Origin of the sequence: Shewanella sp. SW1, from assembly GCF_025653545.1 — a bacterium.
Classification (GTDB): domain Bacteria; phylum Pseudomonadota; class Gammaproteobacteria; order Enterobacterales; family Shewanellaceae; genus Shewanella; species Shewanella oncorhynchi.
In genome coordinates this window covers 68,326-93,363 of sequence record NZ_JAKKSG010000019.1, presented here as the reverse complement: position 1 = coordinate 93,363, position 25,038 = coordinate 68,326, and the positions used below count along the sequence as shown (strand labels likewise).

Sequence of the window (25,038 nt, the reverse complement as noted above, 5' to 3'; positions counted from 1 at the left end):
CTTACTTAACCAATCCTGTGAATCCCATAAAGGCGAGGGACATAAGACCTGCGGTGATCATCGCTATGGCGCCGCCTTTGAAAGGTAAGGGGACATCTGCGGCAGCTAAACGTTCGCGCATCGCCGAGAAGAGAATTAACACTAATGAGAAGCCTAACGCAGCACCAAAGCCATAGATAGCCGATTGGATAAAATCGTGCTTCTCGTTAACGTTCAATAGGGCAACACCCAACACAGCACAGTTAGTTGTGATCAGCGGCAGGTAAATCCCTAAAGCCCGATGCAGTGCAGCACTGGTTTTTTGCACCACCATTTCAGTAAATTGCACCACAACCGCAATCACTAAAATGAAGCTCATGGTTCGCAGGTAGCTCAGATCAAAGGGTAATAATAGATACTGGTTGACGAGGTAACTGAGAATAGAGGCTAACGTCAGCACAAAAGTGGTCGCCATAGACATGCCAATAGCGGACTCCAGTTTACTGGAGACCCCCATGAAAGGACACAAGCCTAAGAATTTCACTAAAACGAAATTGTTGACCAGTACTGTACTGATCAACAAGAGGAGATATTCAGTCATCTCAATACTTTTCTAAACGGATCTTGGCCGTATTATCGACTTTTCCGTTTGCATAAACAACATATAGAATGCAGGGTTAACCATCTTTACTGTAAATTTTGGCGACGAATTAACCCGTTAAAGTATTAAATTTGATCTGTAATCGCCATGGCTTGGGGCTGTGCTATGTAATAGCCTTGCAATCCATCAACTAAGAGTTTTTCGAGGGTGAGTTTTTCTTCTTGGCGTTCGACGCTGGTCGCAATAACCCGAATGCCTATCCGTCTTGCAACATCCACCATCATACGGACGAAGAACTTATTATTGCTGTCTTCATCAATGTTCGATGTGTAGCTGCCATCAAGCTTTATGTAGTCTGGGCGCACTTCACTGAAGAATTTGAAGGACGTAAAGCTCATGCCAAAACGCTCTATCGACACCCGTGAACCAACGCTATGTATTTCGCGAACGAACTTATAGCTTGCCCCTAAGTTAGACTGCATACCTGACTCATTGATCTCAAATACTAAGCGCGAGGCGATGTATTTTTGCTTGCCTAAAATGTCCTTTAGCCAAGCGACAAACATATCTTGATGCGCAGAAAATGCGCTGATATTGATGCCAAAGTTACCCGAAATGGTCGGGTTTTCCTTAAGCATTCTTAATGCACTTATCACCACCAGTTTATCTAATTCAGAACTCATACCGTGACGTTCTGCCATAGCGATCACTGTGGTGGTGGGTAAGAACTTGCCTTCGCTATTGTAAAAGCGCGCCAACAACTCACGGTAAACCTCTACATCGGTACGACACGGCTGAATTGGCTGTTGGTAGAATTTTAATGCTTGGCGAGTGACTAAATCATTGATCGCCATTTTCCAGCGATCATCGCCAAACTGCTCGTCACCATTGAGTTTTTCTTGGATATGATAACTATTAGGCCCAAGGGTCTGCGCTATGCTGACTGCGGTATCCGCAATCGTCAGTAAATTAACCGCATCGGTACCTTGGTGATAGGGAACTAAACCGATATGGGCAACAGATTCCGCTTTTGTCATCTGCAAATATTCATCGAGATAAATTTTTAATTGATCTAAAAATTTTGGCGCATCCTTCAGCATGACATCAGGAATAAAGATGGCAAAATCAGCGCTCGATACCCTGAAACATTCTGCATCTGAATACTTACTACAGGCCTTGCGGATACAATTTGCCACCCTTGAAAGATAATCATCCCCCGCTGTTCGCCCTTGTTTTTGATTGATTTGCGAAAGCTCCGTGGCCTTAACCATTGCCATCAGCCCCAATTGAGGAATATCGGGATTACTTATGGTTTCTAATTTTTGGGTAAAGCGCTGGCGACTACCAAAACCCGTCACTGTGTCTTGATAGGCTGCTTTATGCAGCTTTTCATTCTCTTGATTGAGTTTATCGATTTGGGCTTTAAGTTGAAGACGACACTCTTCAAGGGATATTCCAATGGGGTTGAGCTCACCTGTGAGTTTTGATGATGCGACAGCAGAAAACCCTAACTCAGGTATTTTTGAAATATAATCAGCAGCATAATGTATCGCCGCCCTATGTTTTGACATTAACAGAATAAACACTAACAGCAAGATAAGGTAAGCCACCAGTAACATGACACCGAGCTTTTGAGTATGACTAATCGAAGTTTCAATCGCTTGGTTTGCACTGAGTTTGACTTGTAAACGACCGGTTGCCAATTTTTGTGTATGACTGAGCTCGATAGAAAATAAACGGGCTAAAGGATGAGGATGTTGGCTGTCTAAACGACCTTCTGTATGACTCCGTTGGCCATCGGTATCATCAATATATTGGAAAAATTGGAATGGGTAATTTTCAGAAAGCTTTTTGAAGAGTTCGGCGCCATCACCTTGCCATTGTTGGTAGCGGGTTAAACTGGTTTTAAAGCTATCCAGTTCTTGCTGTTGTTGGATTTGTAATTGGCTATTTTCGCTTTGATATACCCAAGCAAAAAGACCTAAGAAAATAAGCAGTAAAAAAATTGGATATGATTTTGACATGGCCATAAAAATCCGCTCTATTTTTTTGGGTGAGCTCAAACAGGATAAGTTTAAGTCAAGAATACTTAACTGCAGCTATCTGTGTGATGACACTCATAAATTTTTATTAATAAGCTGATAACAGTGTAACTGCATTTGCTTAAAAACAAAACGGAAAAGAATAGGGTAACTAGAAGCCGGAAGAGGCAAAGGCACGGGAACAAAACGAAGAATAAATTGGCTCCCCTGACTGGACTTGAACCAGTGACATACGGATTAACAGTCCGCCGTTCTACCGACTGAACTACAGGGGAGTAGAGGGTGCGATATTGCTATCGACTTTACAGAAATAACACTTTTTAAATGGCTCCCCTGACTGGACTTGAACCAGTGACATACGGATTAACAGTCCGCCGTTCTACCGACTGAACTACAGGGGAATCGAGGTGCGATATTACTATCGACTTTTTAGCTTGCTTAAATTGGCTCCCCTGACTGGACTTGAACCAGTGACATACGGATTAACAGTCCGCCGTTCTACCGACTGAACTACAGGGGAATCATTTTAATGCATCAGCTTGATAATGTAATTGGCTCCCCTGACTGGACTTGAACCAGTGACATACGGATTAACAGTCCGCCGTTCTACCGACTGAACTACAGGGGAATTGTTTACAACTTATCTTACTGCTTGTTCTAACTCATTTTTATCATGTGCTTAAAGTGGCTCCCCTGACTGGACTTGAACCAGTGACATACGGATTAACAGTCCGCCGTTCTACCGACTGAACTACAGGGGAATCGTTTCACACAATCGTAGCGACTCGTTGAGAACGGAGCGCATAGTAAAACGCTCTGTTGGATGAGTCAACTCGAGTTACTAAAAAAAGTGTAATTATGCTGTTAAGTGCTCATCTAATGTGCATCGTGGTGCAGAATTCGACATTTTTCGTGAAAAACCACTTAACAATTCGCAATATAGCCATAATTGAGTCCATCGTTTTTAAGCGGTGATTCTATGAAATTGAAATCATTCGCTAAATAATCGACACCGTTTTCGGTACTTGGTCGAGTACTTAAGACTCAAACCACTCAAAAAAGGATCTCAGGTGGGGTAATGTGAATTTACTCAGTTCTTTATGCCGATAGAAAACGTGGGTTATCTTTTCGTCGTTAAAGTCCGTTTTTCTGTTTTAACAAGTTTGCTGTTGTTGATGGAGGTGTTAATTGAGGCTTTATCGAATTAGCGTGAGCTGTTTTTCAAATTAAGTGATGCACTTCACTATAAGTTGTGGCACCAGATGCGCTACTACAGCTCGCGTTAATTACAGTTAGTGAAATTGTGTAACCAGTCAAATGGATTGACAATAAGTGAGAACAGCCGAGATTAGTTGAAACTAGGCGGGAGGCCTTGGTGTACAAGAGTTGTACGAGTGGTGAGTTAAGTCGGAAGTGATTCACTAGGATTGATAAAAACAAAGCTGGCGCCAAAATGGTTCGCCAGCTTTGAAAAATAATCACAGTTCATCAAGATTGATAAACTCGGAACTTTTAAAGATTTAATCGAGGTTTTTACCCATCCAAACGACTTTGCCAATAATTTGCAGCATTGGCAGTTCACCCGCAGAGACAATCTGAGATTTATACTCCTTGTTGTCACTGAGTATCTCTATGCCGCCATCAAATAGTTTCTGTAAGCGCTTGGCGTAAAGATCGTCGCCCAGGCGTAATACGAAGATACAGCCGTCTTCTAGCGTCGTCTTACTGATATCAACCAGTAAGCTATCTCCGCTGTGTATGGCGGGCTCCATCGAATTGCCTTTGGCATAGACGACTTTAAGATTCTCGGGCTTTAAACTACGGTATTTAAGCCAGTTCTTTCTAAACGGCAGCCGTCTGCGTACACCTGTTTCATCATTAAACGCACCATGCCCAGTGCTTACCACCACGTCATAGCCTTCAATCAAGAAATACTCTTCATTGAATTGGTCTTGGTGGACGTAAACAATACCTTCCTGGGAAATTTCATCGCGTTGGCGATTCGGGTATTTAGGGCCATTGCCAGTTGCAAGCCAACGAATGCTCACGCCAGCCTCTTCTGCTATACGTATTGCTGTATCTAACTTAGGTTCACCACCTTTGATTAGATTACGTAGGGTACCTTCAGATACGCCAATTTTAATGGCGAACTCTCTAATACTGTTTTTTCCAATTGCTTCCGAAATACGGTCAGCAAGAGTGCCGACTTCAGTTGTGGAAGTCGGATCTAAAGTTGGATCTGAGTGTAAGGCTTCCGACTTCATTATTTTCCTCGAACCAAAATCTATTTAACGCTCAAGAGAGCAATAGTTATTACTTAAAAACTACCGAATAAGTAATGGTTTACTGAATATTCAACCGAAACTACATCAATCTTTTGCGCACTAAAATAACTTTAGTGCGTAATTTTCTGCGCAAAAAATCAGAAAGCTGTTGATTTGTGCCTAACTCGGATCTATATTCGCAATACGTTACGCACTGCGTAACGTATTGTAGTTAAACTGCGTTCGTTCGCAATGCGAACGTAATCAAAATATTAGCACGGTAATTCTTATGAAGATAGAAAGCGCTCGTCATATACATGCAGCCTTGCTCGCAAATGGACAAAGCTGCCGTGCGTGGGCGATTACGCATGGATATAACCCAAGGACGGTTCAGAAGTGCGTTCAATGGTTTGCACCCAATACAGGTCGTAAACCTAAACGCTTAAAAGCCATCAAGATCATGGCTGCTTTATCTGAATACCTTGGTGTTGATTTAGTGGGAGAGCACCATGACTAAGGAATGGTTTAGCACTGTAGAAATTGCAGAGCTATTGGATGTCGGGGATAGACGCGTCCGTGATAGGGCAAAACATGAAAACTGGCAAAAGCAAAGGCGACAAGGGCTAGGTGGAGGATTTGAATATCACCTAAATAGTTTACCCCTTGAGGCTCGTCAGAAGCTGGCAAAACAGGAAGCGGAGAAGATAGCAAAATCTCCAACGTCCCTGATGCGTGCGGGATCTGCTGTTGCCAAACTGCAAATCCCTGCAGTGAGTCAAACAGAAAAAGCCAAGAGCATTCAGCAGTTTATAAATCTACCTGATAAAGCGCAAAAGCGGGCTGATGCAAAGATGCTGATCGTCAATGCCAAGGCTAAATTCTGCATGCCTTACCTTGAGGTTCGCAAGCTCGTTGATGGTGAAAAAGCATTCTGCAAAGCGTATGCCCAGCGTTCGATTGCACTACCGGACTGGGTATTCTCAATTATTAGCAGTGTTTCTATTGTAACGATCCGCCGTTGGGAAAAGGTCTTAGCAAAAGATGGCGTTAGCGCACTCGCTGGTAAATATAAAATTGAGCGTCCTTGTCTACTGAATGACGAGCCCGACTTAGCCGACTTCCTAAAGGGGCTGATCACCGCTAAACCGCATCTGGCGGGCAAGGCAAAGCAGCTTAAAAAGCTAGCCGAGATCTATGCGATAAAAACCGACATGCCTTGGCAGATCCCAAGCATCTCCAGCATTCGCCGATGGGTGAATAAATGGATAAGTCAGAATCAAGCGGCCTTTACTTTCACTACAAACCCTAAAAAATTCAACGATAAATACCGGACTGCGGTTGAGCAAACCTATCCATGGATGGCAGCGCCAAACGATGTATGGGAATTTGACTCAACCCCAGTCGATGCCATGTTGAAAGAAGGGCGACACACCATTATTGCGGTGATCGATTGCTTCACTCGTCGCGTCAAACTGCTTGTTTCGCCCACTTCATCAAGCGAAGGTATTTGCCTTTTAATGCGTAAAACCTTGCTGGCTTGGGGAGTCCCAAACCAAGGCGGCTTAATGCGTACCGATAACGGCAGCGATTATGTCAGCCAGCGAACCACGAGCATCTATCACTTACTCGACTTAGAACAAAGCCGTGCTAACCCATACTCAGGTTGGGAAAAGCCCTTTATCGAACGTTTCTTTAAGACGCTCAGCCATGATCTTATTGAGTTACTGCCAGGCTACATTGGCCATAACGTCAATGATCGCGAGGCTATCGAGGCTCGAAAAGAATTTGCGGTACGCCTTAAAGAGCGCAACAAGAAAGAGAACGAAAAGGCTGATTACGATCTCCGTATGACGCAACCGGAATTACAACAACTTCTTGATAATTGGGTAGATGCCTATTATCACCTCCGCGCACACGATGGCTTAAAGGGTAAAACACCCAATGAAGTCTATCGCGCAGCTCAATATCAAGTGCGGGCGGTCGAACATCCAGAAGCCTTAGATCTCCTGCTTAACCACGTTGGCGAGTACACCATCCTTAAGGGCTTTATTAAAGCGGGAGGATTGCGTTATACGGCTCCTGAAATGTTGGAGCATGAGTGGAAAGGGCAACGAGTCCGTGTATTTCTCGATCCAACAGATGTCGCTCGTGCGTTTATTTACCCGATCAATAATTGGGAAACCCGAATCGAAGCAGTTGATAGTCGTCTTTTAGGCCAAGAGATCAGCCCTGCGGCTTATCGTCAAACCAAAAAAGAAGAAGCTAAGGCGCTGCGTAGTTTCAGGGCCGAAATGAAGCAACTCGCTAAAACGTTCAACATAGGCGAGATCCATCAAACAGTCATCGAGCACTATGCCAAGCAGGCTAAGTCACTAGTCGAGTTTCCAACCCAGCCAATAGCCCACCAAAACCCCAGTTTAATGGCATTAACTGAGGCTGCAGAGCAGCTCGTTAAAACCAATAAGCCTGCTTATAGCGACCAACAAATTGAGCATTTACGCCAGAAGCGTAAAGCGATTGAAGAACGTAAAAACACCATTAATCAACAGCATGCAACCTTAGTGCGTAATGAGCACGAAAAGGCACGTTTGCTTGCCGCTGAATCTCTCAACCGTGAATTAACGCCAAAGGAGGATGCATTCCTAAAGGATTACAAAAAGCACAACAAGTTAGGGGCAAAACGCATTGATGAAATCATGGGCCATAAGCGCAGAGCGACCAACTGAGCACTTATGACCCACAACGGCCATGAAGGCCATAAAACTAAAGCAAATGGAGTATACAAAATGAAAGCAGTGATCGCACCTGTAAAAAATGTCCTGACAGCCCAAGACGCCTTCGACAACCTTTGTACCCGAGGCATAGGTGTACCAGGTCTCGGTTTGTACCATGGCCCAAGTGGCTTTGGTAAAACAACTGCAACCACTTATCTGTTTAACCAAGTGAACGGTATCTATGTTCGGGCTATGGCCACAGACAGTGCCAGTACGCTAATGAACCGCATTGTCGGCGAACTCGGATCGAGCGGCATGTGGCGCATCAATAAGATGGTCGATTTCACTATTGAGCAAATGAGCATGTACGAACGCCCACTGTTTATTGATGAAGCCGACTACCTAATGTCGGACGTTCGTATGCTTGAAACAGTGCGCGATCTCTACGACAACACCGAAGTCCCTGTGATCCTCATTGGTATGGACCAAATCGCCCGCCGTATCAGCACACGCAAACAGTTCTTTAACCGTATTTCAGAGTGGGTTGAGTTTCGACCAGCCGACTTAGATGACGTCATGGTGATGGCCGATTCCCTCTTAGACAACGACATCAAAGTCGAACCTGAACTCCTTGATGAACTGCGTAAAGCCAGCAGTGGTGAGGCTCGTCGCATTGTCATTGGCCTTAATCAAATCGAACGTCTCGCCAAAATGAACGAACTTGATTACGTCACAGCAGAACACTGGGGGGCACAGCCATTCCATGGTGTTCGACGTCCAAGTCTTGTGGGTTAAGCGTTATGGCACAAGTCAAACGTTCAACCCCGTTAAGGCACAGCGCATGGTTGTTTATGTGCTGCTGTCGCAATCGAAAAGTCAGTTTTAGTGCTGAACAAGTTGGCGATGCATCGGGAATGCCCAAGTGCCTCGCGAATCGCTTTTTGCGTGATTTGTATCGAGAAGGGCGCTTAACACTCGAATGGAAAGGGCGTACAGGGCTGACAAACCGCTACTGGTTAAACGATGACAGCCCGTTAAAGCGCCAGTCTCAGTTCGCCAAGATTAAAGCGAATCAGCGGATCTGGAACAGCTGCCGCATCATGCGCAATTTCTCGATTGAAGAAATCATGGTCACAGCTAGGGTGGCGCGCTCAACGGTAAAGCGTTACCTCAATGCTCTGCAACGGGCAGGCTTGATCCGCATCAGAGCTATCGAAGAGGAAATGGTCATTTATCACCTCAACGTTGACTGTGGCGCTTTAGCACCAGAGCTAATCGATGACGGTATTTATGCACCAACCAAATCGAAGTTTTATCCCTATAGGGAGGCGCTATGAACAAGGACAAATGGTTCCAAGTGCTTGAGTTAAAAGTTAGTGAAAGCAGCCAAGCGCAGATTGCCAGAGAGCTAGGTGTCAGTCCGACCATGCTTAATCAGGTCCTGCTGAATAAATACAAAGGCAATATCGACACCATTAAAAATCGTGTCGAAGGGCGCTATCTACGTCACCACGTGCAGTGCCCCGTTGCAGGACAAATCAGCGTTGATACCTGCCGCGACAACCAAGAACGGCCTTTTAGCTCTACCAATCCGCAACGCGTCCGACTCTATCGCGCCTGTCGCGGTGGCTGCCCACATTCGCAGTTAAAGCAGTCTGCAGTAACACAGAGGATCGATGTGCAATCAGCGACAGACAGTCGTTACAACGTAGAGGAACAGCTCGCGTTCTGTCGCCGACTCGCCCAGGGCGATCAACTACAGCATATCGAACTACTCGAAAGGGAATTGCAAAAGGTGGCTAACCGCCTAAATAGCGCCCTTTGGGATAACAAATGGAAAGGTAAATAACATGCAAAAAAAAGCTATCAATGTGATTGCCGCCTTAAGGCTTCGTGGGATGAAGGTCGTTAGCCAGCATCGCGGTGTTATCCAAATTGACGTTCCAAGCCGTGATTTTAAACGCATGGCAGTTGAGATTATCGAGAACATAAAAGGCATTCGTCGCCGTTGTATGGCGGTGTAATTTCATGGCGTGACAGTGCGCTGGAATGAGGACAAATAAGATGAACACACAAGAACAAACCCACAACCAAGCTGCTATTCCACAGGGCTATCGCAAAAACGCGGTAGGCGATTTAGTGCATGAAGATCGTATCAAGCCCGTGGACAAACTGCGCGATGAAGTCGTGCTGGCTATTGTCAGTTCAGCCAAAGAACTGCGTGCACAGATGTTCAACTTCAAGCTGAGGACGATGGCAAAAATTGATGATTTTGCCGAACTATCTGCCAGTGAATATGGCGTTAAGGTTGGTGGTTGTAAGGGCAATATTTTGCTTACTAGCTTTGATGGCAAGTACCAAGTGCGCCGTGCAGTGGGTGAACACCGCGTATTTGATGAACGCATTCAAACCGCTAAAACCTTGATTGATGATTGCATTAAAAGCTGGAGCGGTGGCGCGGATACTCGCTTGATGGCCATGGTTGAGCATGCCTTTCGGGTAAACCAGCAAGGCCGAATCGACGTTAACCAAGTGCTCAGCCTGCGCCAGCTTGATATCGATGATGCCAACTGGAAACGGGCCATGGACGCCATAGCCGACGCGATTCAAATCACAGGCACTAGCCAGTACCTGCGCCTATATGAGCGTCAGCCTAATGGCAAATACACCCAACTACCACTGGATATCAGCACCCTTTAGGGTGGGCAAGGAGCACATCATGACACTCAGTACACAATCGGGCATTCAACACCTATTCGATGACAACCAAGCCGCACTCGATCGGGTGGCGTTTCAATTACGCCAAGCGACCTTACTTGAAGCTAGCTTTGACAATCTGCGCAGCGAACTCAGTGGCCTAGCTTCTGAAAGGCCGCATTACTGCTTGATGATGTGCGCCGCTCTGCTCAATGCACTTAAGGAGTTAAGCAAAGAGTTTGCGGGCGAGCGCCGCGCTGTGATCGCCTTTTTTATGGAGAAATCACTCAATAATTTAGAACTGCTAGAACCAAAGCCTGCAATGCGTTAACCCTGCGAAACCCGCTCCATTCATTGGGGCGAGGTCTATCCAACGTAGTGGCTGGGTACTGATGAGCAGCTAACAAAAGGAGCAAAGATGAATGACACCCTATGCTAAACGCTTACTCAAATATGCCATTGCGAACTGCCCAGTTAGGCCCGTTCGTAAGGGGAAAATTAAGGCTGAACTGCTCGCCGATCGTGAGCTTTGGGCTGTTAACTTTTTAAATGCAGCAACGCCGAATTGGCAGCAGCTTAAGAGTCAGCCTAAAGCCATCAAGATAGTATCCAGTGCGACAACCGATGAGGATGACGAATGTTAGACACTAATCAAAAAGCCCCTGTGCATGCTAATGCGAAGGCGCACCCAGTCGCTCAGCATAAGAAGCGCCTGATTACTTTAATCAATGTTGCTAAGGGATCATTACAGCTCGATGAAGTCATCTACCGCGCCATGCTGAAAAATGCCACGGGTAAAGACTCCTTGCGGGCAATGAACTTGCCAGAGCTTGAACAGGCGCTAGAAGTGTTTAAACAAAAGGGCTTTAAACCTATAGGCTCTAAACAAGGGACAACCAACAATAAAACAGCGGTTAAACGCCGTTTAAGTCCTGCTGCGGGTAAAAGTAAATTGGCCAGCATAGATAAAATACGTGCCATTTGGATCACCATGGGCCATCACTTAGTTATCCAGGATAACAGTGAGTCAGCGCTCGATGCCTATGTGCGCCGCATGACGCTACGTAGTAAAAGTGAAGGCGTGGATGCCACCGCTTGGATGACAGAACAGCAAGCCTACAAAGTATTAGAAAGCCTGAAAAACTGGCATAAGCGCGTACTTATCGAGCGCATTATTGCCCGAGGTGAGCGGCTAAAGATGAATAGAGTTGGTACACGTCCCGCAAACTATGAAGTGATCGTCGCGCAATACGAGGGGCATGGCCATGAGTAAGCACATCCTAAACGCGGTTAGCATTCCCGAAAACCAGTTGGATTTATTGTCCACCAGCGCCGCCGAGCTGGAACAAGCCCTCGAAACCTTAGCCACGCTTAAGCCCGATGAACGTGAGGACTTCATTCGCCGCTGGCCCTCAACTCTACAAAGCTTGTGCGATGTGATGCGCCAAACCCTAAAGCAATACGATATTGATAACGCAGATAATGTGAGCGAAGCCTTAGCCACTAGTCTAAGCGCCTATCTCGGTGGGCGTGATATCTACATCCCCAATGGCGAACGCCTCAAGGATGCGCTGCGGGATATCCGCATTTGGCGCGAGTTTAAGGGAAATAACCTAGAGCAGTTAAGCCGTGATTATGGTCTTACCGAACGCCGGATCAGTCAGATAGTCGCGGAGCAAAGGGCGGCATTTGTGGCGAGGAAGCAGAGGAGATTGTTTTAGCGGGTAAATTTACGATTCAGCGAACAAAAGTATTTAACAAATTATTTTTGGGGTTATCATGTATGAGTTAATTACTTGGGGAAAAAAATGTCAATACATATAGATAATTGCCCTCGCTGCAAAGCTAAAAAGACCACATTTGATGTGCTCTATGTTGCATTTAGGATAACTTTACAATCATACCCAGAATTATATTTACTTGAGGCGCCACTACAATGCCGAAATTGTAAAGGTATATCTGTTATAGAATTAGTAGCTAGAAAAAAAACAATAGTTAATGATGCTAATGAGTCTAATAGACAGCGTGCTTCACTCTCTGATTTTTTAGAAGTTCGTAATTTTATAACATTAGCAGATATTGAAGTCACTCCACCACCTGAACATTTACCACCGCACGTCCACAGCGCCTTCACAGAGGGGACTAAGTGCTATGCAACTGGTTGCTATAACGCTGCTGGTGCGATGTTCAGATTAAGTTTAGATCTAGCCTCAAAGTCTCAATTACCAACAGACGATACCCTAACAACTCATCGACAAAAGAATATTCTTGCCGAGAGATTGGAGTGGCTTTTTGATAACAAACACTGGCCAGCCTCGTTAAAGGACATGGTGACTTGCATTCGACAAGACGGTAATGATGGTGCGCATGATGGTGAATTAGGTAAAGATGAAGCATACGATATTATGGACTTTAGCTTTATGGTGTTGGAAAAAATTTATACCGAACCAGAACGAATTAGAATCAGTCAAGAACGGCGTTTAAGTCGAAAGCAACAAGCCTAGATATTGTTTCATCGAGTTAGCCACATCTAAGGGTATAAAATGAAATGGATTTTATTTGCTGCTATGTGCTTCGCATGTAGTGCCGAGGCTGAAATGTATAGATGCACAGTAAATGGGGTGGATACCTACAGCCAAGTCCCCTGTGCTGAAGATGCCATACCAATCTTAGTAACTCCTCCACCGAAAATATCTTCTGTTGTCGATACAGCTAACGAATCAATCCTTGTAGAGCAGTGTGTGGCTTACTTTAAACGTGCTGGTGATTTTAAAGATCCTGATTCCATCAAGGTTGAAGGGCATTTCTTTGATTGGCTTCAGGATGACAGTGGGGCTAGGCGTGTTTTACAGATAAAAATTAATGCTAAAAATAGCTATGGTGCTTATGCTGGCGGTGAGTTCTACCCCTGTTTTTTGAACTACATAGGGACGAAACTAAGCGATCACCAGTTCAGGATATTTAAATAATTTTCGTTTAAGTGATACCTCATTTTAAGGAGCATTAATGGCAAGAGAATCTGGATTTAAGGCTCCTACGATAAAATTATTGAAAGAGCGTGTAGCTCATCGGTGTTCAAAACCTGATTGTAGGGTTTCCACTATAGGACCAATTCTTGGGGAACTTAAATCTGGTTGTATCGGTGAAGCTGCACATATTTTCGCTGCTTCTCCTGGTGCTGCGAGATATGATCCTAATATGACTTCTGATGAGAGAATGCATTTCGATAATGGAATTTGGTTATGTACAAATTGCCATACCGAAATTGATAGGGATCCTGCTCTATATCCGGCTAGTCTGCTGCAATCTTGGAAATCAAATGCAGAGGCTCAAGCATTACAAGAACGGGGAGAGAAGCTACCATCAAAAACAGATGCCATAGATCAGCTGTGTATGGCAATGACAAGGCAGCCGCAAGTTTTTATTCCTAATGCTATAGAAAATGTCCATATAGCTAGCGGGTTAGCATTAGAGCAAATTGATCCAAGGTTTTTTGTAGAAACGGGATATGAACGTGGTGTGCAGTCTTACATACTTAATGCTAAAGAAAATATACCTTTGAGCTTAACAATTGAAAACATAGATGAAAACAAGAACCGTTGGCATTCATTTCTTGAGCACGGTGAGGATTTTGTTTCAAGTACACAGGAAATAAGTCTAAAAGGTTCGGATCTTTTCAATGTACTTGTTAATAGTAGAGAAGGACGATTCGAGATCAAGGGGCAGAAAATACCCGCTAGTGTTAGATTAGAGGTTATTGGGCCGACCACTAGTGAGCGTTATTTTTTTTGTGAAGTAAATGGTTCCATCTCTAGTGGGATGAAGACTTTTACATTCACAGGTGAGGCTTGTAATGGCATATTTAGTATGACACTAAGAAAATCACATGACCTCACAGATGTTCAAGCTCAAATAGATTTTTCTGTAAATATGACGAAATGGGAGCAAATAAATATTATTAAACTTCCATATTTTGAACGTGTATATGATTTTTATACGAAACTTTCTAATGGAAAGTTATCGCTCTCGTTAGAGGTGGAAGGTAGAATTGCTTTAAAATCAAAATCCTCTATTAATTGGGGACAGGGTGATATTTATGACACGGCATTTTTGCTCACATACATTGATAAATGTCGAAGGCTTTCTGCGAAACTGAATTTAGAAATTTATTATCCAGTTAAATATAGTTATAGCCAATTAGATCTAAATAATATTGATGAGGCTTTAGATATTTTTGATGGTAAAGCTGTATTTAAGTACAGCCAGTTCACCAAAAGACCATCTATATGCATGTCAATATCGTTGAGTAAAGCAAAACAAACATTAAAGTTGCTGAATAAAAAAAATGGTGTTTTGAGGTGGGAATCTAGCGATGTGAAATCAGTATGTTTGTTTAACGAGAAGATTGAATTACCGAGATTGATGCACGTACTTCAAGGGTATTATTTATCAACAATCAGCAAGTTAGTGATGGATGATGATTCTATTAGTTATGAGTTTGAAATTTTGCCGAAAGATAATTTTAAACTCAGTCATGTATTTGATAGTGATCCGAAGTTACTTACCTAATCCCGAAACCTTTCCAATCCGCTCCAAACCCTTAAGCCGAGACAATGAACCCATGTTCACTGTCTCGGTTTTTTTATGGCCTCTGTCACCCACAATCACTTTCGTAGTAACAAAAGCTGCAGCGGCGTTAACAGTATGCCGATTGCGAATGCGCAGCCCAAACGCATACAAAACCGAGTCTATCGCCAGTGCGCCAAAGACGGTTTTAATGCCCGTATCAAGGCGGAGTTATCAGGCAATGTACCTACCGTCATGCCTTTGTATAGCAACAGTCTCACCCGTCAAAGCTACTTTGAACAAGGCTGGCATGCCGTCACTCACCTCCATGTTTTAAAAGCCAGCGAGCAACGCAAGGCACAAGCTATGGCGGTGCCTAATGAACAGTAAACTCAAGGCGATTTTACTGGCCGCTGGCTTAAGTTCGGCGGCCATCACTGGCGCACAGCTTACCGATAAATGGGAAGGGAATAGCCTGAGCGTCTATGTCGATGCGGTGGGAGTTCTTACCGCCTGTCGTGGCCATACGAGCAAAGACTTAAAGCTTGATCAAACCTTCACCGAGCAGCAATGCATGGAGATCTTTGCTAAGGATATCGCCAAGGAAGATAAGCAGCTGCTCAGTCTCACCGCGCCAGTAACGCTCACCCACAGCGAGCACGCCGCTTACTTATCGTTTTTGCACTGGGCGGGATACGGCAACTTTGCCAGCTCAACCCTGCGTAAAAAGCTGTTAGCGGGCGACAGAGTGGGCGCGTGCAAAGAGCTAACCCAAGCCTGTTCAACCAATAAGCAAACGGGTGAGCGCGTCTGTAATGGCTGGACCTATGGCACCGACCTATTCGGTAACAAGGTGCGCCTAAATGGGCTGATTAAACGCCGCGCCGAAGAGCAAGCGCTATGTCTTAAACAACTGGGCTTAAGCGAACTGGGCCTCTTGCAATCAAAGGGGGGCGCGCAATGAATCCCTCTCAAATCATTAGCACTGTGCAGTGGCTATTTTTGTCATTGGCATTAGTCACCATTGGGCTGATGTACCACCAACAGCAGAGCACTAAGAGCCTGCTCACCCAAGCGTTAACTGACAATGCTGCCCTGCAACAGAGTGCCGACACGCTAGCGGTATGGCTTCAAGACGCCAACCTTGAACGCTTTGCCCTAAAAGACGAAGGCGAAACCCTCGCTCTGCAGGTGCAAACCGTCGAACAGCAAAAGGCCGCGTTAGCCAACCGCAATCAAGATCTTAACCATCAACTCACCCAGTTACTTGAGGACGCCGAGGATGAACAAACACAAACATGGCGTGTGGCTAGCGTGCCTAACGATGTTGTGCGCGTGTACGACAACGCCGCCCGCTGTGCGTTACGTTCCCATTTACAAGACCCAATATGTGTTGCCGCCCGAAGTACTGATGCGCGAGTGCAACGTCACTCAGGTTTCACAACAGGTATTGCAGTGCCTGCAAACCCAGAAGGAACAGTGCCTATCCAACCCGCCGCTCAACAATCAAGAGTTAGCGGGGCTAATGCTCTCGCTACTCACTGACTTAGGGCAATGCAACCTCGACTGGCAAGCGCTGCACGATTGGCGGCAACGCCATCAAACAGACCAAACAAAATAAGCCATAAATAAGGGATAGGCATGGACGAAAACGATTGGGCTAGCAATATGGAAACCCGCGAGCGAGCTGCCTGTGTTGATGCAGTACGGGATGCCGCCAGGCACAAACAACACAGCACTGGCAATGGCATCTGTATTGATTGCTTAGAGCCAAATGAGCCACAGCGGCTTAACGAGTTACGCTGTATCAGTTGCCAAGAAGATGATGATAAGCGCCAGAAGATGCGCTATGGGAAGCGTTTATGATCGAATCGCTATTTGAATATTTTGGTAAGTATTGGGGCTTCATTGGCAGCGTGATTAGCGTTTTGTGTGCACTGCTGATGGCGTGGTTTAGCACGCGATTTACTCCACGGATTGAGCATGAAAAAGTGATCCAAAAGGTGGCGGAAATCGACAAGCGCCTTAGCGAAACTGAAATGCAATTGGAGTACATGCCGACCCGTGACGAACTGCATGCGCTCGATAAAACCCTCACAGGTTTAGGTGAGCGCTTTGGCGCAATGGAACAAGGCATTAGGCGCTTAGAAACCAAGACCGACATGCTTCTCGAAAACGAACTGAAAGGAGGCCACCAATAATGGCGATGCAGCAAATTATCAATGAGCACCAACGCCTTGTGGTGCTTCGATTACTGACAGAGGCGGGAGCCTTCGCACTCAATGAGTCCATCTTACAAGATGGCTTAAATGCCTACGGCCTCGACATTAGCCGCGATGCCTTGCTGGTGCAGCTCGCTTGGCTTAATGAGCAAGGGCTGATTAAAACCGAGTTAGTGGGCAAAGTGACCACGGCAACGCTAACAGGTCGCGGCCAAGATGTGGCGACAGGCCGCGCGGTAGTACCAGGGGTTAAACGCCCAAGAGCGGGAGAATAGCCATGGCCGTTAAACCGTTAACCGCTGGACAAAAAAACGTGCTTTATCACTTAGCTCTCGCTTTGGTTACCGCTGATGTAGAAAACCAAGTCATTAAACCAATGATGAAAAAAGAAGGTAAGCGGTATATCGAAGGTGAGTTCCGCAAGATGTATTTCGCCAAAGTGCCCCAAGTTGCACAGGCCGAAAGAGCTTTGCAAAAAGCCATGGCTCAAGCGCAGAAGGACATTGCTGCGTCGATAAAGTCTTCTAAAGGAGCTGACAATGGCGAGTGAAACCCGAGGCCGCCGCTCTAAGGTGGATTTACTGCCTGATCCTATTCGCAAGAAGCTCGATGCGGGGCTGCGTAATGGCTCGATTCAGCAGATTGATTTGCTCGATGAAATCAATGCGCTGATTAAAGCCGCAGGGCTACCAGAAGAACAGCAGCTTTCCCGCGCAGGCATCAACCGCTATGCAACCAAGATGGAGGCAGTGGGTAAATCCCTGCGAGAAATGCGTGAGATCACCCAAGTGTGGACTGCAGAACTGGGTGACAAGCCCACGGGTGAAGTGACTAAACTCATTCTCGAAATGGCGCGTTCGCAGCTGTTTAAAGCCCTATTAAACCAAGATGAAACGGGTGAAGGTGCCGACGTGGGCATGATTAAAGATGCCATGTTAGCGGTGCAGCGTTTGGAGTCTGCTGCCATGGCCAGCCATAAGCGGGAGAAAGAGATCCGCACTGCGTTCGCGGCCGAAGCAGCTAATGCTGCCGAGAAGGTCGCGAAAACCGCAGGCTTAACCAGTGATGCAGTTGCCTTGCTTAAACGTGAAATCTTGGGGATTGCATGATGAGCTGCCTCATTAAACCCGTCTTTGATCCTGCGCTTGAGGCCAGTTATCTCAGCATCTTTGATCCTAAAGAGGTGCTGCTCGGTTATCAGAAACGCTGGATAGCCGACGAGTCACCGCTGAAAATTGCCGAAAAGTCGCGCCGAACTGGACTCACTTGGGCCGAAGCTGCCGATGCTTCTTTAACTGCAGGCGCTGCCCGTGGCCAAGGCGGAACTAACCATTTTTATGTGGGCAGTAACAAGGAGATGGCGCGGGAATTTATCGACGCTGCGGCCATGTGGGCCAAAGTATTTGATAAGGCCGCAGGCGAAATCCAAGAAGAAGTGTTTGTTGATGAAGGCCAAGACGGTAAAGAGATCCTGACCTTTGCCATTTACTTTGCCTCAGGTTTCAAGGTGCAGGCGCTATCGAGTAATCCCTCGAACCTGCGCGGTATGCAAGGCAATGTGACCATTGATGAAGCCGCGTTTCACGAGCGCTTGGCCGAAGTGCTAAAAGCGGCATTGGCGCTGACCATGTGGGGCGCGAAGGTACGCTTGATCTCCACCCATAATGGCATTGATAACCAGTTCAATGAGCTGATTAATGATTCCCGTGCGGGTAAAAAAGATTACTCCATTCACCGTGTCACCTTAGATGATGCCTGTAATGAGGGGCTGTATAAGCGTATTTGCCAAGTGCGCGGCATCGAATGGAGCCAAGCGGCCGAGGATGACTGGAAAGCAAAATTACTCAAAGCCACTGCCACTGAAGAGGACGCGTTAGAAGAATACTTTTGCGTGCCTAAGTCTGGCGGTGGTTCTTATCTTAACCGCGCGTTAATCGAAGCCCGCATGGCCAGCGTGACAGATAGCGGCCCCGTTATTCGCCTTAAAAAAGACGATGCTTTTGGACAATGGCCAGAGGGTTTACGGGCGGCGGAGATCCTTAAGTGGTGTGAGGATGAACTAAAGCCGGTTCTCGATAGCTTAGACCCTGCACGCCCCCATTGCTTTGGTGAAGACTTTGCCCGTAGTGGTGACTTAACTGTGATTGACGTGGGGGAAATCGCCCAAGATCTCCACATCAAAACCAAGTTACAGGTCGAGCTTAAAAACATTCCCTTTCGCCAGCAAGAGCAGATCCTGTTTTACATTGTGGACCGCTTGCCACGGCTGAGGGGCGGCGCGATGGATGCACGCGGTAACGGCCAAGCGCTAGCTGAATACGCCCAGGATAAATACGGTAGTGAAGTGATCGCCTGCGTGATGCTGTCTGAGTCCTTTTACCGCGAGCAAATGCCACGTTTTAAAAGTCACTTTGAAGACGGCTTAATCACTATCCCAAGGGATGACGACACCAGTACTGACCTGCGGGCCTTAAGCATTAACCGTCGAGGTACGCCATGCCTTGGAGATGTACGCACAGGCCAAGAAAAAGAACGCCATGGGGATGCCGCGATCAGCCTGTTCTTGATGGTATACGCCTCCACCTTAGACGGTGCCCCCATAGAGTTCACCCCCATTCCTAGAAGTGATCACCGTAATCCGAATGCCCATGCAAGTGCCCATGAGGATGATGATCATCAAACGCAGCGAGGTTGCTGGTAATGCAAGAAAAAACAACTGAATCACGTATTTTGGACGCCAGTGGTCGGCCGTTTAAACAGCGTGAAGCCAAAGCACTGCAGACCGACGATGTGCGTTTAATTGGCCTTCAACGTACCTTTAGCCAGCACCCAAGTAGCGGCTTGACGCCCGCCAGTGCAGCCAATATTTTGCAGGCCGCCGAGCAAGGCGATCTCATTGCCCAATGTGAACTGGCTGAAGATATCGAAGAGAAAGACGGCCACCTATATGCCGAGTTAGACAAGCGCAAACGGGCGTTGATCGGCGTGGACTATTACTTAGTGCCACCCCGTAATCCGACGCCACAGGAAAAGGTCGACACTGAATATCTGCAAGAAATGCTTGAGGAAGGTAACTGGATAAAGACGCTCATTAAGTCAATGAGTGATGCCATTCTCAAGGGCTTTAGCATGCACGAGTTAGCCTGGACGCGAGAGCTAGGCGAATGGTTTATTGAAGTGCCAGAGTATCGCGATCCGTCTTGGTTTATGACTAATCCTGAGCGGCGCAACGAACTGCGCCTGCGTGATGCCACGGTCAATGGCGCAGACCTGTGGCCCTTTGGTTGGATCAAACATATTCATCCTGCCAAGTCGGGCTATGTCAGCCGCAGTGGTTTAGTGCGTCAGTTAATCTGGCCGTTTATTTTTAAAAACTACAGTGTGCGCGACTTAGCCGAGTTCCTTGAGATATACGGTTTGCCGCTGCGTATTGGTCAGTATCCAGCGGGTGCCAGCGATGAGGAAAAGCGCGCCCTGTTAAATGCAGTGATGAGCATTGGCCATAACGCGGGTGGCATTATGCCCAAGGGCATGGTGATGGATTTTGAGAGTGCCGCCACAGGTCAAGCCGATCCCTTTGATTTGATGATTAGCTGGGCTGAAAAGACCATGAGCAAGGTGATTTTAGGCGGCACCTTGACCAGCCAAGCCGATGGCAAAAGCTCCACCAATGCATTGGGTAATGTGCATAACGAAGTGCGCCAAGAGCTACGTGATGCCGACCTTAGCCTGATTGCCGAAACCTTAACCCGCGACTTAGTAGCCCCCTTATATGCGCTTAACTGCAAGAGTTATCAAAGCCACCGTCGTCATCCACGTTTAGTCTTTGATACCACAGAGGCCGAAGACTTACGGGCCTTAGCGTATCCGCTGCGTGCGTTCGTCAGCATGGGCATGCAGATCCCACAAAACTGGCTGCATGAAAAGACCCGTATCCCTAAGCCCGCTAATGGCGAAGCCGTGCTGGTGATCCAGCAAGAAGACCCCAATGCCAGCGCTGCAGGCGGTAATGACAATCAGCAGACGGCATTGGCGGCTTTAGCCGCGAAGCAGCCGGATGCCCCGTTGAGTGAACCGAGCAAAACCGCCTTAGATAAGGCATTGGATGCACTCACTCAAGGTCAAATGAGCGAAGTCTATATGGCGATGGTAGAGCCATTACTGGCACAACTGCAGAGCGAGCCGGAGCAGCTGCGTGCGCAACTGGAACAGGACTATCCCGCCATGGATACCGAGCAGCTTACCGAAATGCTCGCGCGGTTAATGTTTGTCGCTGAACTGTGGGGCATGACTAATGCCTAAACCCCAAGTGCTTAAACCCAAAGTGCCTAAAACCGTTGATTTAAGCATTGCCATTAACCAAGCCCCCGCCGATGCGGTGGCCTATTTTCGTGCCAAAGGCTTTGCCATCAGTGACGATTGGCAAGACGTGTGGACTCGCACCCACGCCCGAGCCTTTACTGTGGCCAAGGCGGTACAGATGGATGTGCTCACGGCGATCCGTAATGAAGTGGATGCAGCCCTAAGCCAAGGGTTAACCGCTAAGCAGTTTCAGGCAAACCTTAAACCGCAGCTCGAAAAGCTCGGATGGTGGGGTAAAAAGGACGTCGATGGCCGCGAGGTACAGCTGGGGAGTCCCTACCGCTTAAACACTATCTATCGTCAAAACCTGCAAACCGCTTACATGGCTGGGCGCTATCGGCGCATGTTATCGCGCACTAAAACCCACCCCTATTGGCAGTATGTGGCGATAGATGACGGCCAAACACGGCCAGCCCATGCGCGGCTTAGGGGTAAAGTGTTCCGCTTTGACGATCCAATATGGGACATCATTTATCCTCCCAATGGCTGGGGCTGTCGTTGCCGCGTTCGGGCGCTCACCGAGGCGCAAGTGAAGGCGATGGGGATCACAGTGGAAAATGGCGAAGGTTATATCCAGCGCTTTGACACTGAGACAGTCGCGCGCGGAACGGGTGAAGTGTTAACCGTGCCCCATGCGCGTATCGATCTGCCCGATGGCAGCAGCATGAGCCCCGATTTAGGCTGGGCCTATAGTCCAGGCGAAGCCGCCTTTGGTACCGACGTGGCCGTCGCTAAAAAGCTTGGCACTATTCAATCCCTCGATACCCGCGCGCAGTTTATTCAAGCACTCAATAATAGCCCACTGCGCCACGCCCAGTTTGCCCAATGGACGGATGAAGTCCTTGCCGCCAATCCAGGGCAGAAACGACGACCAGGCTTAGGCGTACAGGCTTTAGGTTTTATGACGCCCTCGATTCAAACCGCAGTGAGAGCGCGTTTAGGGCGAGAACCCAGCGCATTACTTGCGATAAGGGAACGTGAACTGATATCGAAAAGCGCATCGAATAAGTCACTTAGCCGCGAGGCGTTAACCCAATTGCCGCTGATGTTAGCAGAGCCAGAAGCGGTGCTGTGGGACAGCGAGAATCAACACTTGCTGTATGTGTATCCCGCTGTTGATGGCACCGAGGGTAATGGCAGCAAGAATAAAGTAATCATCAATAGCGCATGGCAGCTAACGCGCCAGCCTAATGAGGGCCAAGTGCAGTTGCTGACGTTATCTCTGGCACAATTACAGCAAGCCCAATACCAAGTGCTTGAAGGTAAGTTAAGAGGGTAGGGACATGAGCAAGATTGATATCACCCTCAGCAATGACACAGTCATGAAGGTGCTGACTAGCTTGATGGATAAGCTCGACAACTTAAACGAGCCGATGAACGATATCGCTGCCGTGCTCGAATCGGCCACCGAATCAGCATTTGAAGCAGAGGCCGATCCCACCACAGGTCAAGCTTGGGCATCCTTAAGTGATACTTACCTTAAGACAAACCCTAAACGCCAGGGCGGTAAGATACTGCAAGCCAGTGCTGGCGGGCTAGCTGCCAGCGTGACTGCCGACAGCGGCGAATTTTGGGCAGCCATTGGTAGCAATAAAATCTATGCCGCCATTCACCAGTTCGGCGGCACCGACGATATGCCCGCAGGCCCAGCGGGTATTCCGGCACGACCATACCTCGGCGTAAGCCGTGAAGATGAGCAGTCTATGTTAGGGATCTTGGGCGGGTATTTGGTTTTGAATTAGCGCAGAAAATAATTAGGCCCGGTAACAGGGCCGTTAGAATATCAAAGAAATTTAACTAGTTCAGGTTCAGGTTCAAATTCGAATTCAAAGCCAAGATCATTCATTGTTTGAATCAGCTGTTCGCTTCTTAAGGTTTCACAAAGAGGGGCTAGGTAGTCGTAAGCCTCATAAATGTAAACAGAATTAAATTCATCACTTGGGCTTATTTCATCGTATTTAATAACTAAATTGCAAAAAACAATCACTACCCGCTCTAGTTCACTCCATCCTTGTAGGTTAGGGTTGTGTATAACTTGTTGGAACATACCTTTCTGTTGTTCACGTTGAGAGCATCTAATGTACCAATATTCATTTTTGTATGATGAGGGAAGTTGATTACTTAATATTGTTGCATAAGTCGAAATTTCGTCGGGTAGATTCAGTTCCCTTCCTCCTTTAGCTAAAAAAACATGTGGTACAAATTTTCCTGAGAGTCGATTGTTTATTGTTGTTTTGAGATCATTCAATAGGCGAATTAACTCATTTAGTTTTGCTTCTTTTTGTAGATGTTCAACCTGAGCTTCCATTGCTTTACGACTCAGTGCTGTTTCTTCTTTAGTTTCTTTCAATTCTTGTCGAGTTAAAGCGAGTTGCTGATTAGAAAGTGCCAGCTCTTTGACCTGCATTTTCAGCGACCAGATGAGTAAAAAAACAGTTGCAAAGCCTAAGATAGGATTGAGCACTCCACCTAGAAAGTCACCAAATGTGCCAAAGTCGCCTTGATTACCGAATGATCCATTGAAATTTAAAAAATAAGTGCTTAGTAAAGCTAAGGCAATGCTCGCTATGATCGCAATCATAGTTAAGATCCATTTTGGAAGTTCGTATTTTTCTGTTTGATCATCAAGAATAATAACTTTTTCATGTATGGCTGTTGGGGAAGATATTACCGTAGATTTTGGTCTGTTCATGTGCCTTCCTAAGCGATTAAACTGAGACCGCGATTCTAAGTGAAGGCGCTTTTAACTCAAAGCGCTAAAACGCATTTTAAGCGGCTTGGTTCTCAATTTGTTACAACGGCTTATCTCAAAACCACTTAAACGCTTTAACAATGATTTAAACGGTTTTTAAACTGGGTTATGCTCGAACTTACATTACTTAATGGATCGCCTTCATGGAAAAGGAATTAATCGGATTACTAGGTGTGGTTGTTGGTTTTGTACTGAATCTAGTCTATGGAGCTTGGGTGAAGCGAAGCCAGCGAAAACAAGAGCAGTATTATCTTGCCGTTGTAGTAACGATGCAGCTAGATCGATTTTTTGATGAAGCAGTTTTATTATGTGGTGATAACGGGAAACCTGATCAAGACGGTTTTTATATTTCCATAATCCCTTATCCCAAGTTTGAACTGCCCACTAAGGACGTAGACTGGCGAAGTCTCCCACAGGATTTGATGAGGGATATTTTGTGGTTACCAGAGTGTATACGTAGTGCGCAAGAGTTAATCTCAAGTGTATCTAAATACGTAACAAGCCCTCCATATTTCGAGGAGTACTTTGAAACGAGGCAGTATGAATTTGCTAAGTTGGCACTTACGGCAAACAAGGTATCTATTCGATTGAGGAAAGTGGCTAATTTGCCGATGAGAAAAATTAGTGATCAGTATTATGACCCTATCAGTGATTTGATAACGATAGTGGCCAAGTTTGATAAAATGCGAGATGAAAGACACCTAGATCAACTTAGGATCATGAAAGAGATGCGCGTAAAACAAACGGCACCTAACTAATTCCTATTTTTCCAATACCGAGTTAGCTCTTCCTTGTAATGTGAAACACTCCAATGTGATTTGGTGTGTCATCATGACCGA

31 protein-coding genes, 5 tRNA genes and 1 other RNA gene are annotated in these 25,038 nt (G+C 46.4%); 28 read left to right on the top strand and 9 right to left on the bottom strand.

Annotated elements, in window-relative coordinates; genetic code table 11:
• Position 1: 1 nt before the first annotated feature.
• The 8 genes from rsxA to L5M71_RS17100 form a co-directional block, all read right to left on the bottom strand.
• Complete coding sequence (gene rsxA, locus L5M71_RS17135) at positions 2-580, bottom strand: electron transport complex subunit RsxA (protein WP_006081543.1); 579 nt, start codon at positions 578-580, stop codon at positions 2-4.
• 125 nt (positions 581-705) lie between these two features.
• A complete protein-coding gene (locus tag L5M71_RS17130; protein ID WP_263209892.1) occupies positions 706-2,610 on the bottom strand; it encodes a GGDEF domain-containing protein in 1,905 nt (634 codons plus the stop codon).
• 211 nt (positions 2,611-2,821) lie between these two features.
• Positions 2,822-2,897, bottom strand: a tRNA-Asn gene (locus L5M71_RS17125).
• 50 nt (positions 2,898-2,947) lie between these two features.
• A tRNA-Asn gene (locus L5M71_RS17120) sits at positions 2,948-3,023 on the bottom strand.
• 43 nt (positions 3,024-3,066) lie between these two features.
• A tRNA-Asn gene (locus L5M71_RS17115) sits at positions 3,067-3,142 on the bottom strand.
• Positions 3,143-3,174: 32 nt separating this feature from the next.
• Positions 3,175-3,250 (bottom strand) — tRNA-Asn (locus L5M71_RS17110).
• 57 nt (positions 3,251-3,307) lie between these two features.
• Positions 3,308-3,383: transfer RNA gene (locus L5M71_RS17105), tRNA-Asn, on the bottom strand.
• 759 nt (positions 3,384-4,142) lie between these two features.
• Positions 4,143-4,886 carry a S24 family peptidase gene (locus L5M71_RS17100; protein ID WP_063884362.1) on the bottom strand — a complete coding sequence of 248 codons (744 nt, stop codon included), beginning with the start codon at positions 4,884-4,886 and terminating at the stop codon, positions 4,143-4,145.
• Between the two features lie 289 nt (positions 4,887-5,175).
• Between L5M71_RS17100 and L5M71_RS17095 the strand changes: the two genes are divergently transcribed.
• The 27 genes from L5M71_RS17095 (at position 5,176) to L5M71_RS16965 (ending at position 23,189) form a co-directional block, all read left to right on the top strand.
• Positions 5,176-5,403, top strand: a complete 228-nt coding sequence (locus L5M71_RS17095; RefSeq protein WP_041411143.1) for a hypothetical protein — start codon at positions 5,176-5,178, stop codon at positions 5,401-5,403.
• Positions 5,396-7,612 (top strand): DNA-binding protein, encoded by a 2,217-nt coding sequence (locus tag L5M71_RS17090; protein WP_263209889.1) that lies wholly within the window; start codon positions 5,396-5,398, stop codon positions 7,610-7,612. The genes L5M71_RS17095 and L5M71_RS17090 overlap by 8 nt, the downstream gene beginning before the upstream one ends.
• A gap of 60 nt (positions 7,613-7,672) precedes the next feature.
• Positions 7,673-8,395, top strand: coding sequence for an AAA family ATPase (locus L5M71_RS17085; protein ID WP_012089134.1), 723 nt, complete (start codon positions 7,673-7,675; stop codon positions 8,393-8,395).
• A gap of 5 nt (positions 8,396-8,400) precedes the next feature.
• Entirely contained in the window at positions 8,401-8,937 is a 537-nt protein-coding gene (locus L5M71_RS17080; RefSeq protein WP_063884364.1) for a hypothetical protein, read from the top strand.
• Positions 8,934-9,449, top strand: a complete 516-nt coding sequence (locus L5M71_RS17075; protein ID WP_263209884.1) for a hypothetical protein — start codon at positions 8,934-8,936, stop codon at positions 9,447-9,449. Before L5M71_RS17080 ends, L5M71_RS17075 begins: the two co-directional genes overlap by 4 nt.
• Position 9,450: 1 nt before the next feature.
• Entirely contained in the window at positions 9,451-9,624 is a 174-nt protein-coding gene (locus L5M71_RS17070; RefSeq protein WP_263209882.1) for a hypothetical protein, read from the top strand.
• A 40-nt stretch (positions 9,625-9,664) separates the two neighbouring features.
• Positions 9,665-10,300, top strand: coding sequence for a DUF3164 family protein (locus L5M71_RS17065; RefSeq protein WP_263209880.1), 636 nt, complete (start codon positions 9,665-9,667; stop codon positions 10,298-10,300).
• Between the two features lie 19 nt (positions 10,301-10,319).
• Positions 10,320-10,628, top strand: coding sequence for a hypothetical protein (locus L5M71_RS17060; RefSeq protein WP_173497585.1), 309 nt, complete (start codon positions 10,320-10,322; stop codon positions 10,626-10,628).
• 2 nt (positions 10,629-10,630) lie between these two features.
• Positions 10,631-10,703: hammerhead ribozyme type II (locus L5M71_RS17055), an RNA gene on the top strand.
• 16 nt (positions 10,704-10,719) lie between these two features.
• Positions 10,720-10,941 (top strand): hypothetical protein, encoded by a 222-nt coding sequence (locus tag L5M71_RS17050; RefSeq protein WP_263209875.1) that lies wholly within the window; start codon positions 10,720-10,722, stop codon positions 10,939-10,941.
• The gene (locus L5M71_RS17045) at positions 10,935-11,570 is read left to right on the top strand and encodes a gp16 family protein (protein ID WP_263209873.1); all 636 of its coding nucleotides are present in this window, start codon (positions 10,935-10,937) and stop codon (positions 11,568-11,570) included. The genes L5M71_RS17050 and L5M71_RS17045 overlap by 7 nt, the downstream gene beginning before the upstream one ends.
• On the top strand, positions 11,563-12,018 hold the full coding sequence (locus L5M71_RS17040; RefSeq protein WP_219233598.1) for a Mor transcription activator family protein: 456 nt from the start codon (positions 11,563-11,565) through the stop codon (positions 12,016-12,018). The genes L5M71_RS17045 and L5M71_RS17040 overlap by 8 nt, the downstream gene beginning before the upstream one ends.
• Positions 12,019-12,105: 87 nt before the next feature.
• Positions 12,106-12,801, top strand: a complete 696-nt coding sequence (locus L5M71_RS17035) for a DUF4145 domain-containing protein (RefSeq protein ID WP_263209870.1) — start codon at positions 12,106-12,108, stop codon at positions 12,799-12,801.
• Between the two features lie 39 nt (positions 12,802-12,840).
• Positions 12,841-13,266: a DUF4124 domain-containing protein gene (locus L5M71_RS17030; protein ID WP_263209868.1), complete on the top strand. Its 426-nt coding sequence runs from the start codon at positions 12,841-12,843 to the stop codon at positions 13,264-13,266.
• A 37-nt stretch (positions 13,267-13,303) separates the two neighbouring features.
• Complete coding sequence (locus tag L5M71_RS17025; protein ID WP_263209866.1) at positions 13,304-14,866, top strand: HNH endonuclease; 1,563 nt, start codon at positions 13,304-13,306, stop codon at positions 14,864-14,866.
• Positions 14,867-15,001: 135 nt separating this feature from the next.
• On the top strand, positions 15,002-15,253 hold the full coding sequence (locus tag L5M71_RS17020; RefSeq protein WP_263220672.1) for a hypothetical protein: 252 nt from the start codon (positions 15,002-15,004) through the stop codon (positions 15,251-15,253).
• A complete protein-coding gene (locus tag L5M71_RS17015; RefSeq protein ID WP_263209860.1) occupies positions 15,243-15,827 on the top strand; it encodes a lysozyme in 585 nt (194 codons plus the stop codon). Before L5M71_RS17020 ends, L5M71_RS17015 begins: the two co-directional genes overlap by 11 nt.
• Positions 15,824-16,408 (top strand): hypothetical protein, encoded by a 585-nt coding sequence (locus L5M71_RS17010; protein ID WP_263209857.1) that lies wholly within the window; start codon positions 15,824-15,826, stop codon positions 16,406-16,408. The genes L5M71_RS17015 and L5M71_RS17010 overlap by 4 nt, the downstream gene beginning before the upstream one ends.
• Before the next feature lie 96 nt (positions 16,409-16,504).
• Entirely contained in the window at positions 16,505-16,729 is a 225-nt protein-coding gene (locus L5M71_RS17005; RefSeq protein WP_263209853.1) for a hypothetical protein, read from the top strand.
• A complete protein-coding gene (locus L5M71_RS17000; RefSeq protein ID WP_006087225.1) occupies positions 16,726-17,064 on the top strand; it encodes a DUF2730 domain-containing protein in 339 nt (112 codons plus the stop codon). Before L5M71_RS17005 ends, L5M71_RS17000 begins: the two co-directional genes overlap by 4 nt.
• Positions 17,064-17,360, top strand: a complete 297-nt coding sequence (locus L5M71_RS16995) for a hypothetical protein (protein WP_006087224.1) — start codon at positions 17,064-17,066, stop codon at positions 17,358-17,360. Before L5M71_RS17000 ends, L5M71_RS16995 begins: the two co-directional genes overlap by 1 nt.
• 2 nt (positions 17,361-17,362) lie before the next feature.
• Positions 17,363-17,635, top strand: coding sequence for a hypothetical protein (locus L5M71_RS16990; protein WP_168825184.1), 273 nt, complete (start codon positions 17,363-17,365; stop codon positions 17,633-17,635).
• On the top strand, positions 17,625-18,194 hold the full coding sequence (locus L5M71_RS16985; protein ID WP_006087223.1) for a DUF3486 family protein: 570 nt from the start codon (positions 17,625-17,627) through the stop codon (positions 18,192-18,194). Before L5M71_RS16990 ends, L5M71_RS16985 begins: the two co-directional genes overlap by 11 nt.
• Positions 18,194-19,786: a hypothetical protein gene (locus tag L5M71_RS16980; RefSeq protein WP_263254549.1), complete on the top strand. Its 1,593-nt coding sequence runs from the start codon at positions 18,194-18,196 to the stop codon at positions 19,784-19,786. Before L5M71_RS16985 ends, L5M71_RS16980 begins: the two co-directional genes overlap by 1 nt.
• Positions 19,786-21,387 (top strand): DUF935 domain-containing protein, encoded by a 1,602-nt coding sequence (locus L5M71_RS16975; RefSeq protein ID WP_263209846.1) that lies wholly within the window; start codon positions 19,786-19,788, stop codon positions 21,385-21,387. The genes L5M71_RS16980 and L5M71_RS16975 overlap by 1 nt, the downstream gene beginning before the upstream one ends.
• Positions 21,388-21,394: 7 nt before the next feature.
• Positions 21,395-22,726, top strand: a complete 1,332-nt coding sequence (locus tag L5M71_RS16970) for a phage minor head protein (RefSeq protein ID WP_263220673.1) — start codon at positions 21,395-21,397, stop codon at positions 22,724-22,726.
• A gap of 4 nt (positions 22,727-22,730) precedes the next feature.
• A complete protein-coding gene (locus L5M71_RS16965) occupies positions 22,731-23,189 on the top strand; it encodes a phage virion morphogenesis protein (protein ID WP_263209348.1) in 459 nt (152 codons plus the stop codon).
• A 41-nt stretch (positions 23,190-23,230) separates the two neighbouring features.
• On the opposite strand, the gene L5M71_RS16960 is transcribed toward L5M71_RS16965, so the two are convergent.
• Positions 23,231-24,139 carry a hypothetical protein gene (locus L5M71_RS16960; RefSeq protein ID WP_263209350.1) on the bottom strand — a complete coding sequence of 303 codons (909 nt, stop codon included), beginning with the start codon at positions 24,137-24,139 and terminating at the stop codon, positions 23,231-23,233.
• 203 nt (positions 24,140-24,342) lie between these two features.
• On the opposite strand from L5M71_RS16960, the gene L5M71_RS16955 reads away from it, so the two are divergent.
• Entirely contained in the window at positions 24,343-24,957 is a 615-nt protein-coding gene (locus L5M71_RS16955) for a hypothetical protein (RefSeq protein ID WP_263209352.1), read from the top strand.
• Positions 24,958-25,038 lie beyond the last annotated feature (81 nt).

Coding starts and splice junctions, on each gene's coding strand:
- rsxA (WP_006081543.1), bottom strand. CDS start 580: ATGACTGAATATCTCCTCTTGTTGATCAGTACAGTACTGGTCAACAAT.
- L5M71_RS17130 (WP_263209892.1), bottom strand. CDS start 2,610: ATGGCCATGTCAAAATCATATCCAATTTTTTTACTGCTTATTTTCTTA.
- L5M71_RS17100 (WP_063884362.1), bottom strand. CDS start 4,886: ATGAAGTCGGAAGCCTTACACTCAGATCCAACTTTAGATCCGACTTCC.
- L5M71_RS17095 (WP_041411143.1), top strand. CDS start 5,176: ATGAAGATAGAAAGCGCTCGTCATATACATGCAGCCTTGCTCGCAAAT.
- L5M71_RS17090 (WP_263209889.1), top strand. CDS start 5,396: ATGACTAAGGAATGGTTTAGCACTGTAGAAATTGCAGAGCTATTGGAT.
- L5M71_RS17085 (WP_012089134.1), top strand. CDS start 7,673: ATGAAAGCAGTGATCGCACCTGTAAAAAATGTCCTGACAGCCCAAGAC.
- L5M71_RS17080 (WP_063884364.1), top strand. CDS start 8,401: ATGGCACAAGTCAAACGTTCAACCCCGTTAAGGCACAGCGCATGGTTG.
- L5M71_RS17075 (WP_263209884.1), top strand. CDS start 8,934: ATGAACAAGGACAAATGGTTCCAAGTGCTTGAGTTAAAAGTTAGTGAA.
- L5M71_RS17070 (WP_263209882.1), top strand. CDS start 9,451: ATGCAAAAAAAAGCTATCAATGTGATTGCCGCCTTAAGGCTTCGTGGG.
- L5M71_RS17065 (WP_263209880.1), top strand. CDS start 9,665: ATGAACACACAAGAACAAACCCACAACCAAGCTGCTATTCCACAGGGC.
- L5M71_RS17060 (WP_173497585.1), top strand. CDS start 10,320: ATGACACTCAGTACACAATCGGGCATTCAACACCTATTCGATGACAAC.
- L5M71_RS17050 (WP_263209875.1), top strand. CDS start 10,720: ATGACACCCTATGCTAAACGCTTACTCAAATATGCCATTGCGAACTGC.
- L5M71_RS17045 (WP_263209873.1), top strand. CDS start 10,935: ATGTTAGACACTAATCAAAAAGCCCCTGTGCATGCTAATGCGAAGGCG.
- L5M71_RS17040 (WP_219233598.1), top strand. CDS start 11,563: ATGAGTAAGCACATCCTAAACGCGGTTAGCATTCCCGAAAACCAGTTG.
- L5M71_RS17035 (WP_263209870.1), top strand. CDS start 12,106: ATGTCAATACATATAGATAATTGCCCTCGCTGCAAAGCTAAAAAGACC.
- L5M71_RS17030 (WP_263209868.1), top strand. CDS start 12,841: ATGAAATGGATTTTATTTGCTGCTATGTGCTTCGCATGTAGTGCCGAG.
- L5M71_RS17025 (WP_263209866.1), top strand. CDS start 13,304: ATGGCAAGAGAATCTGGATTTAAGGCTCCTACGATAAAATTATTGAAA.
- L5M71_RS17020 (WP_263220672.1), top strand. CDS start 15,002: ATGCCGATTGCGAATGCGCAGCCCAAACGCATACAAAACCGAGTCTAT.
- L5M71_RS17015 (WP_263209860.1), top strand. CDS start 15,243: ATGAACAGTAAACTCAAGGCGATTTTACTGGCCGCTGGCTTAAGTTCG.
- L5M71_RS17010 (WP_263209857.1), top strand. CDS start 15,824: ATGAATCCCTCTCAAATCATTAGCACTGTGCAGTGGCTATTTTTGTCA.
- L5M71_RS17005 (WP_263209853.1), top strand. CDS start 16,505: ATGGACGAAAACGATTGGGCTAGCAATATGGAAACCCGCGAGCGAGCT.
- L5M71_RS17000 (WP_006087225.1), top strand. CDS start 16,726: ATGATCGAATCGCTATTTGAATATTTTGGTAAGTATTGGGGCTTCATT.
- L5M71_RS16995 (WP_006087224.1), top strand. CDS start 17,064: ATGGCGATGCAGCAAATTATCAATGAGCACCAACGCCTTGTGGTGCTT.
- L5M71_RS16990 (WP_168825184.1), top strand. CDS start 17,363: ATGGCCGTTAAACCGTTAACCGCTGGACAAAAAAACGTGCTTTATCAC.
- L5M71_RS16985 (WP_006087223.1), top strand. CDS start 17,625: ATGGCGAGTGAAACCCGAGGCCGCCGCTCTAAGGTGGATTTACTGCCT.
- L5M71_RS16980 (WP_263254549.1), top strand. CDS start 18,194: ATGAGCTGCCTCATTAAACCCGTCTTTGATCCTGCGCTTGAGGCCAGT.
- L5M71_RS16975 (WP_263209846.1), top strand. CDS start 19,786: ATGCAAGAAAAAACAACTGAATCACGTATTTTGGACGCCAGTGGTCGG.
- L5M71_RS16965 (WP_263209348.1), top strand. CDS start 22,731: ATGAGCAAGATTGATATCACCCTCAGCAATGACACAGTCATGAAGGTG.
- L5M71_RS16960 (WP_263209350.1), bottom strand. CDS start 24,139: ATGAACAGACCAAAATCTACGGTAATATCTTCCCCAACAGCCATACAT.
- L5M71_RS16955 (WP_263209352.1), top strand. CDS start 24,343: ATGGAAAAGGAATTAATCGGATTACTAGGTGTGGTTGTTGGTTTTGTA.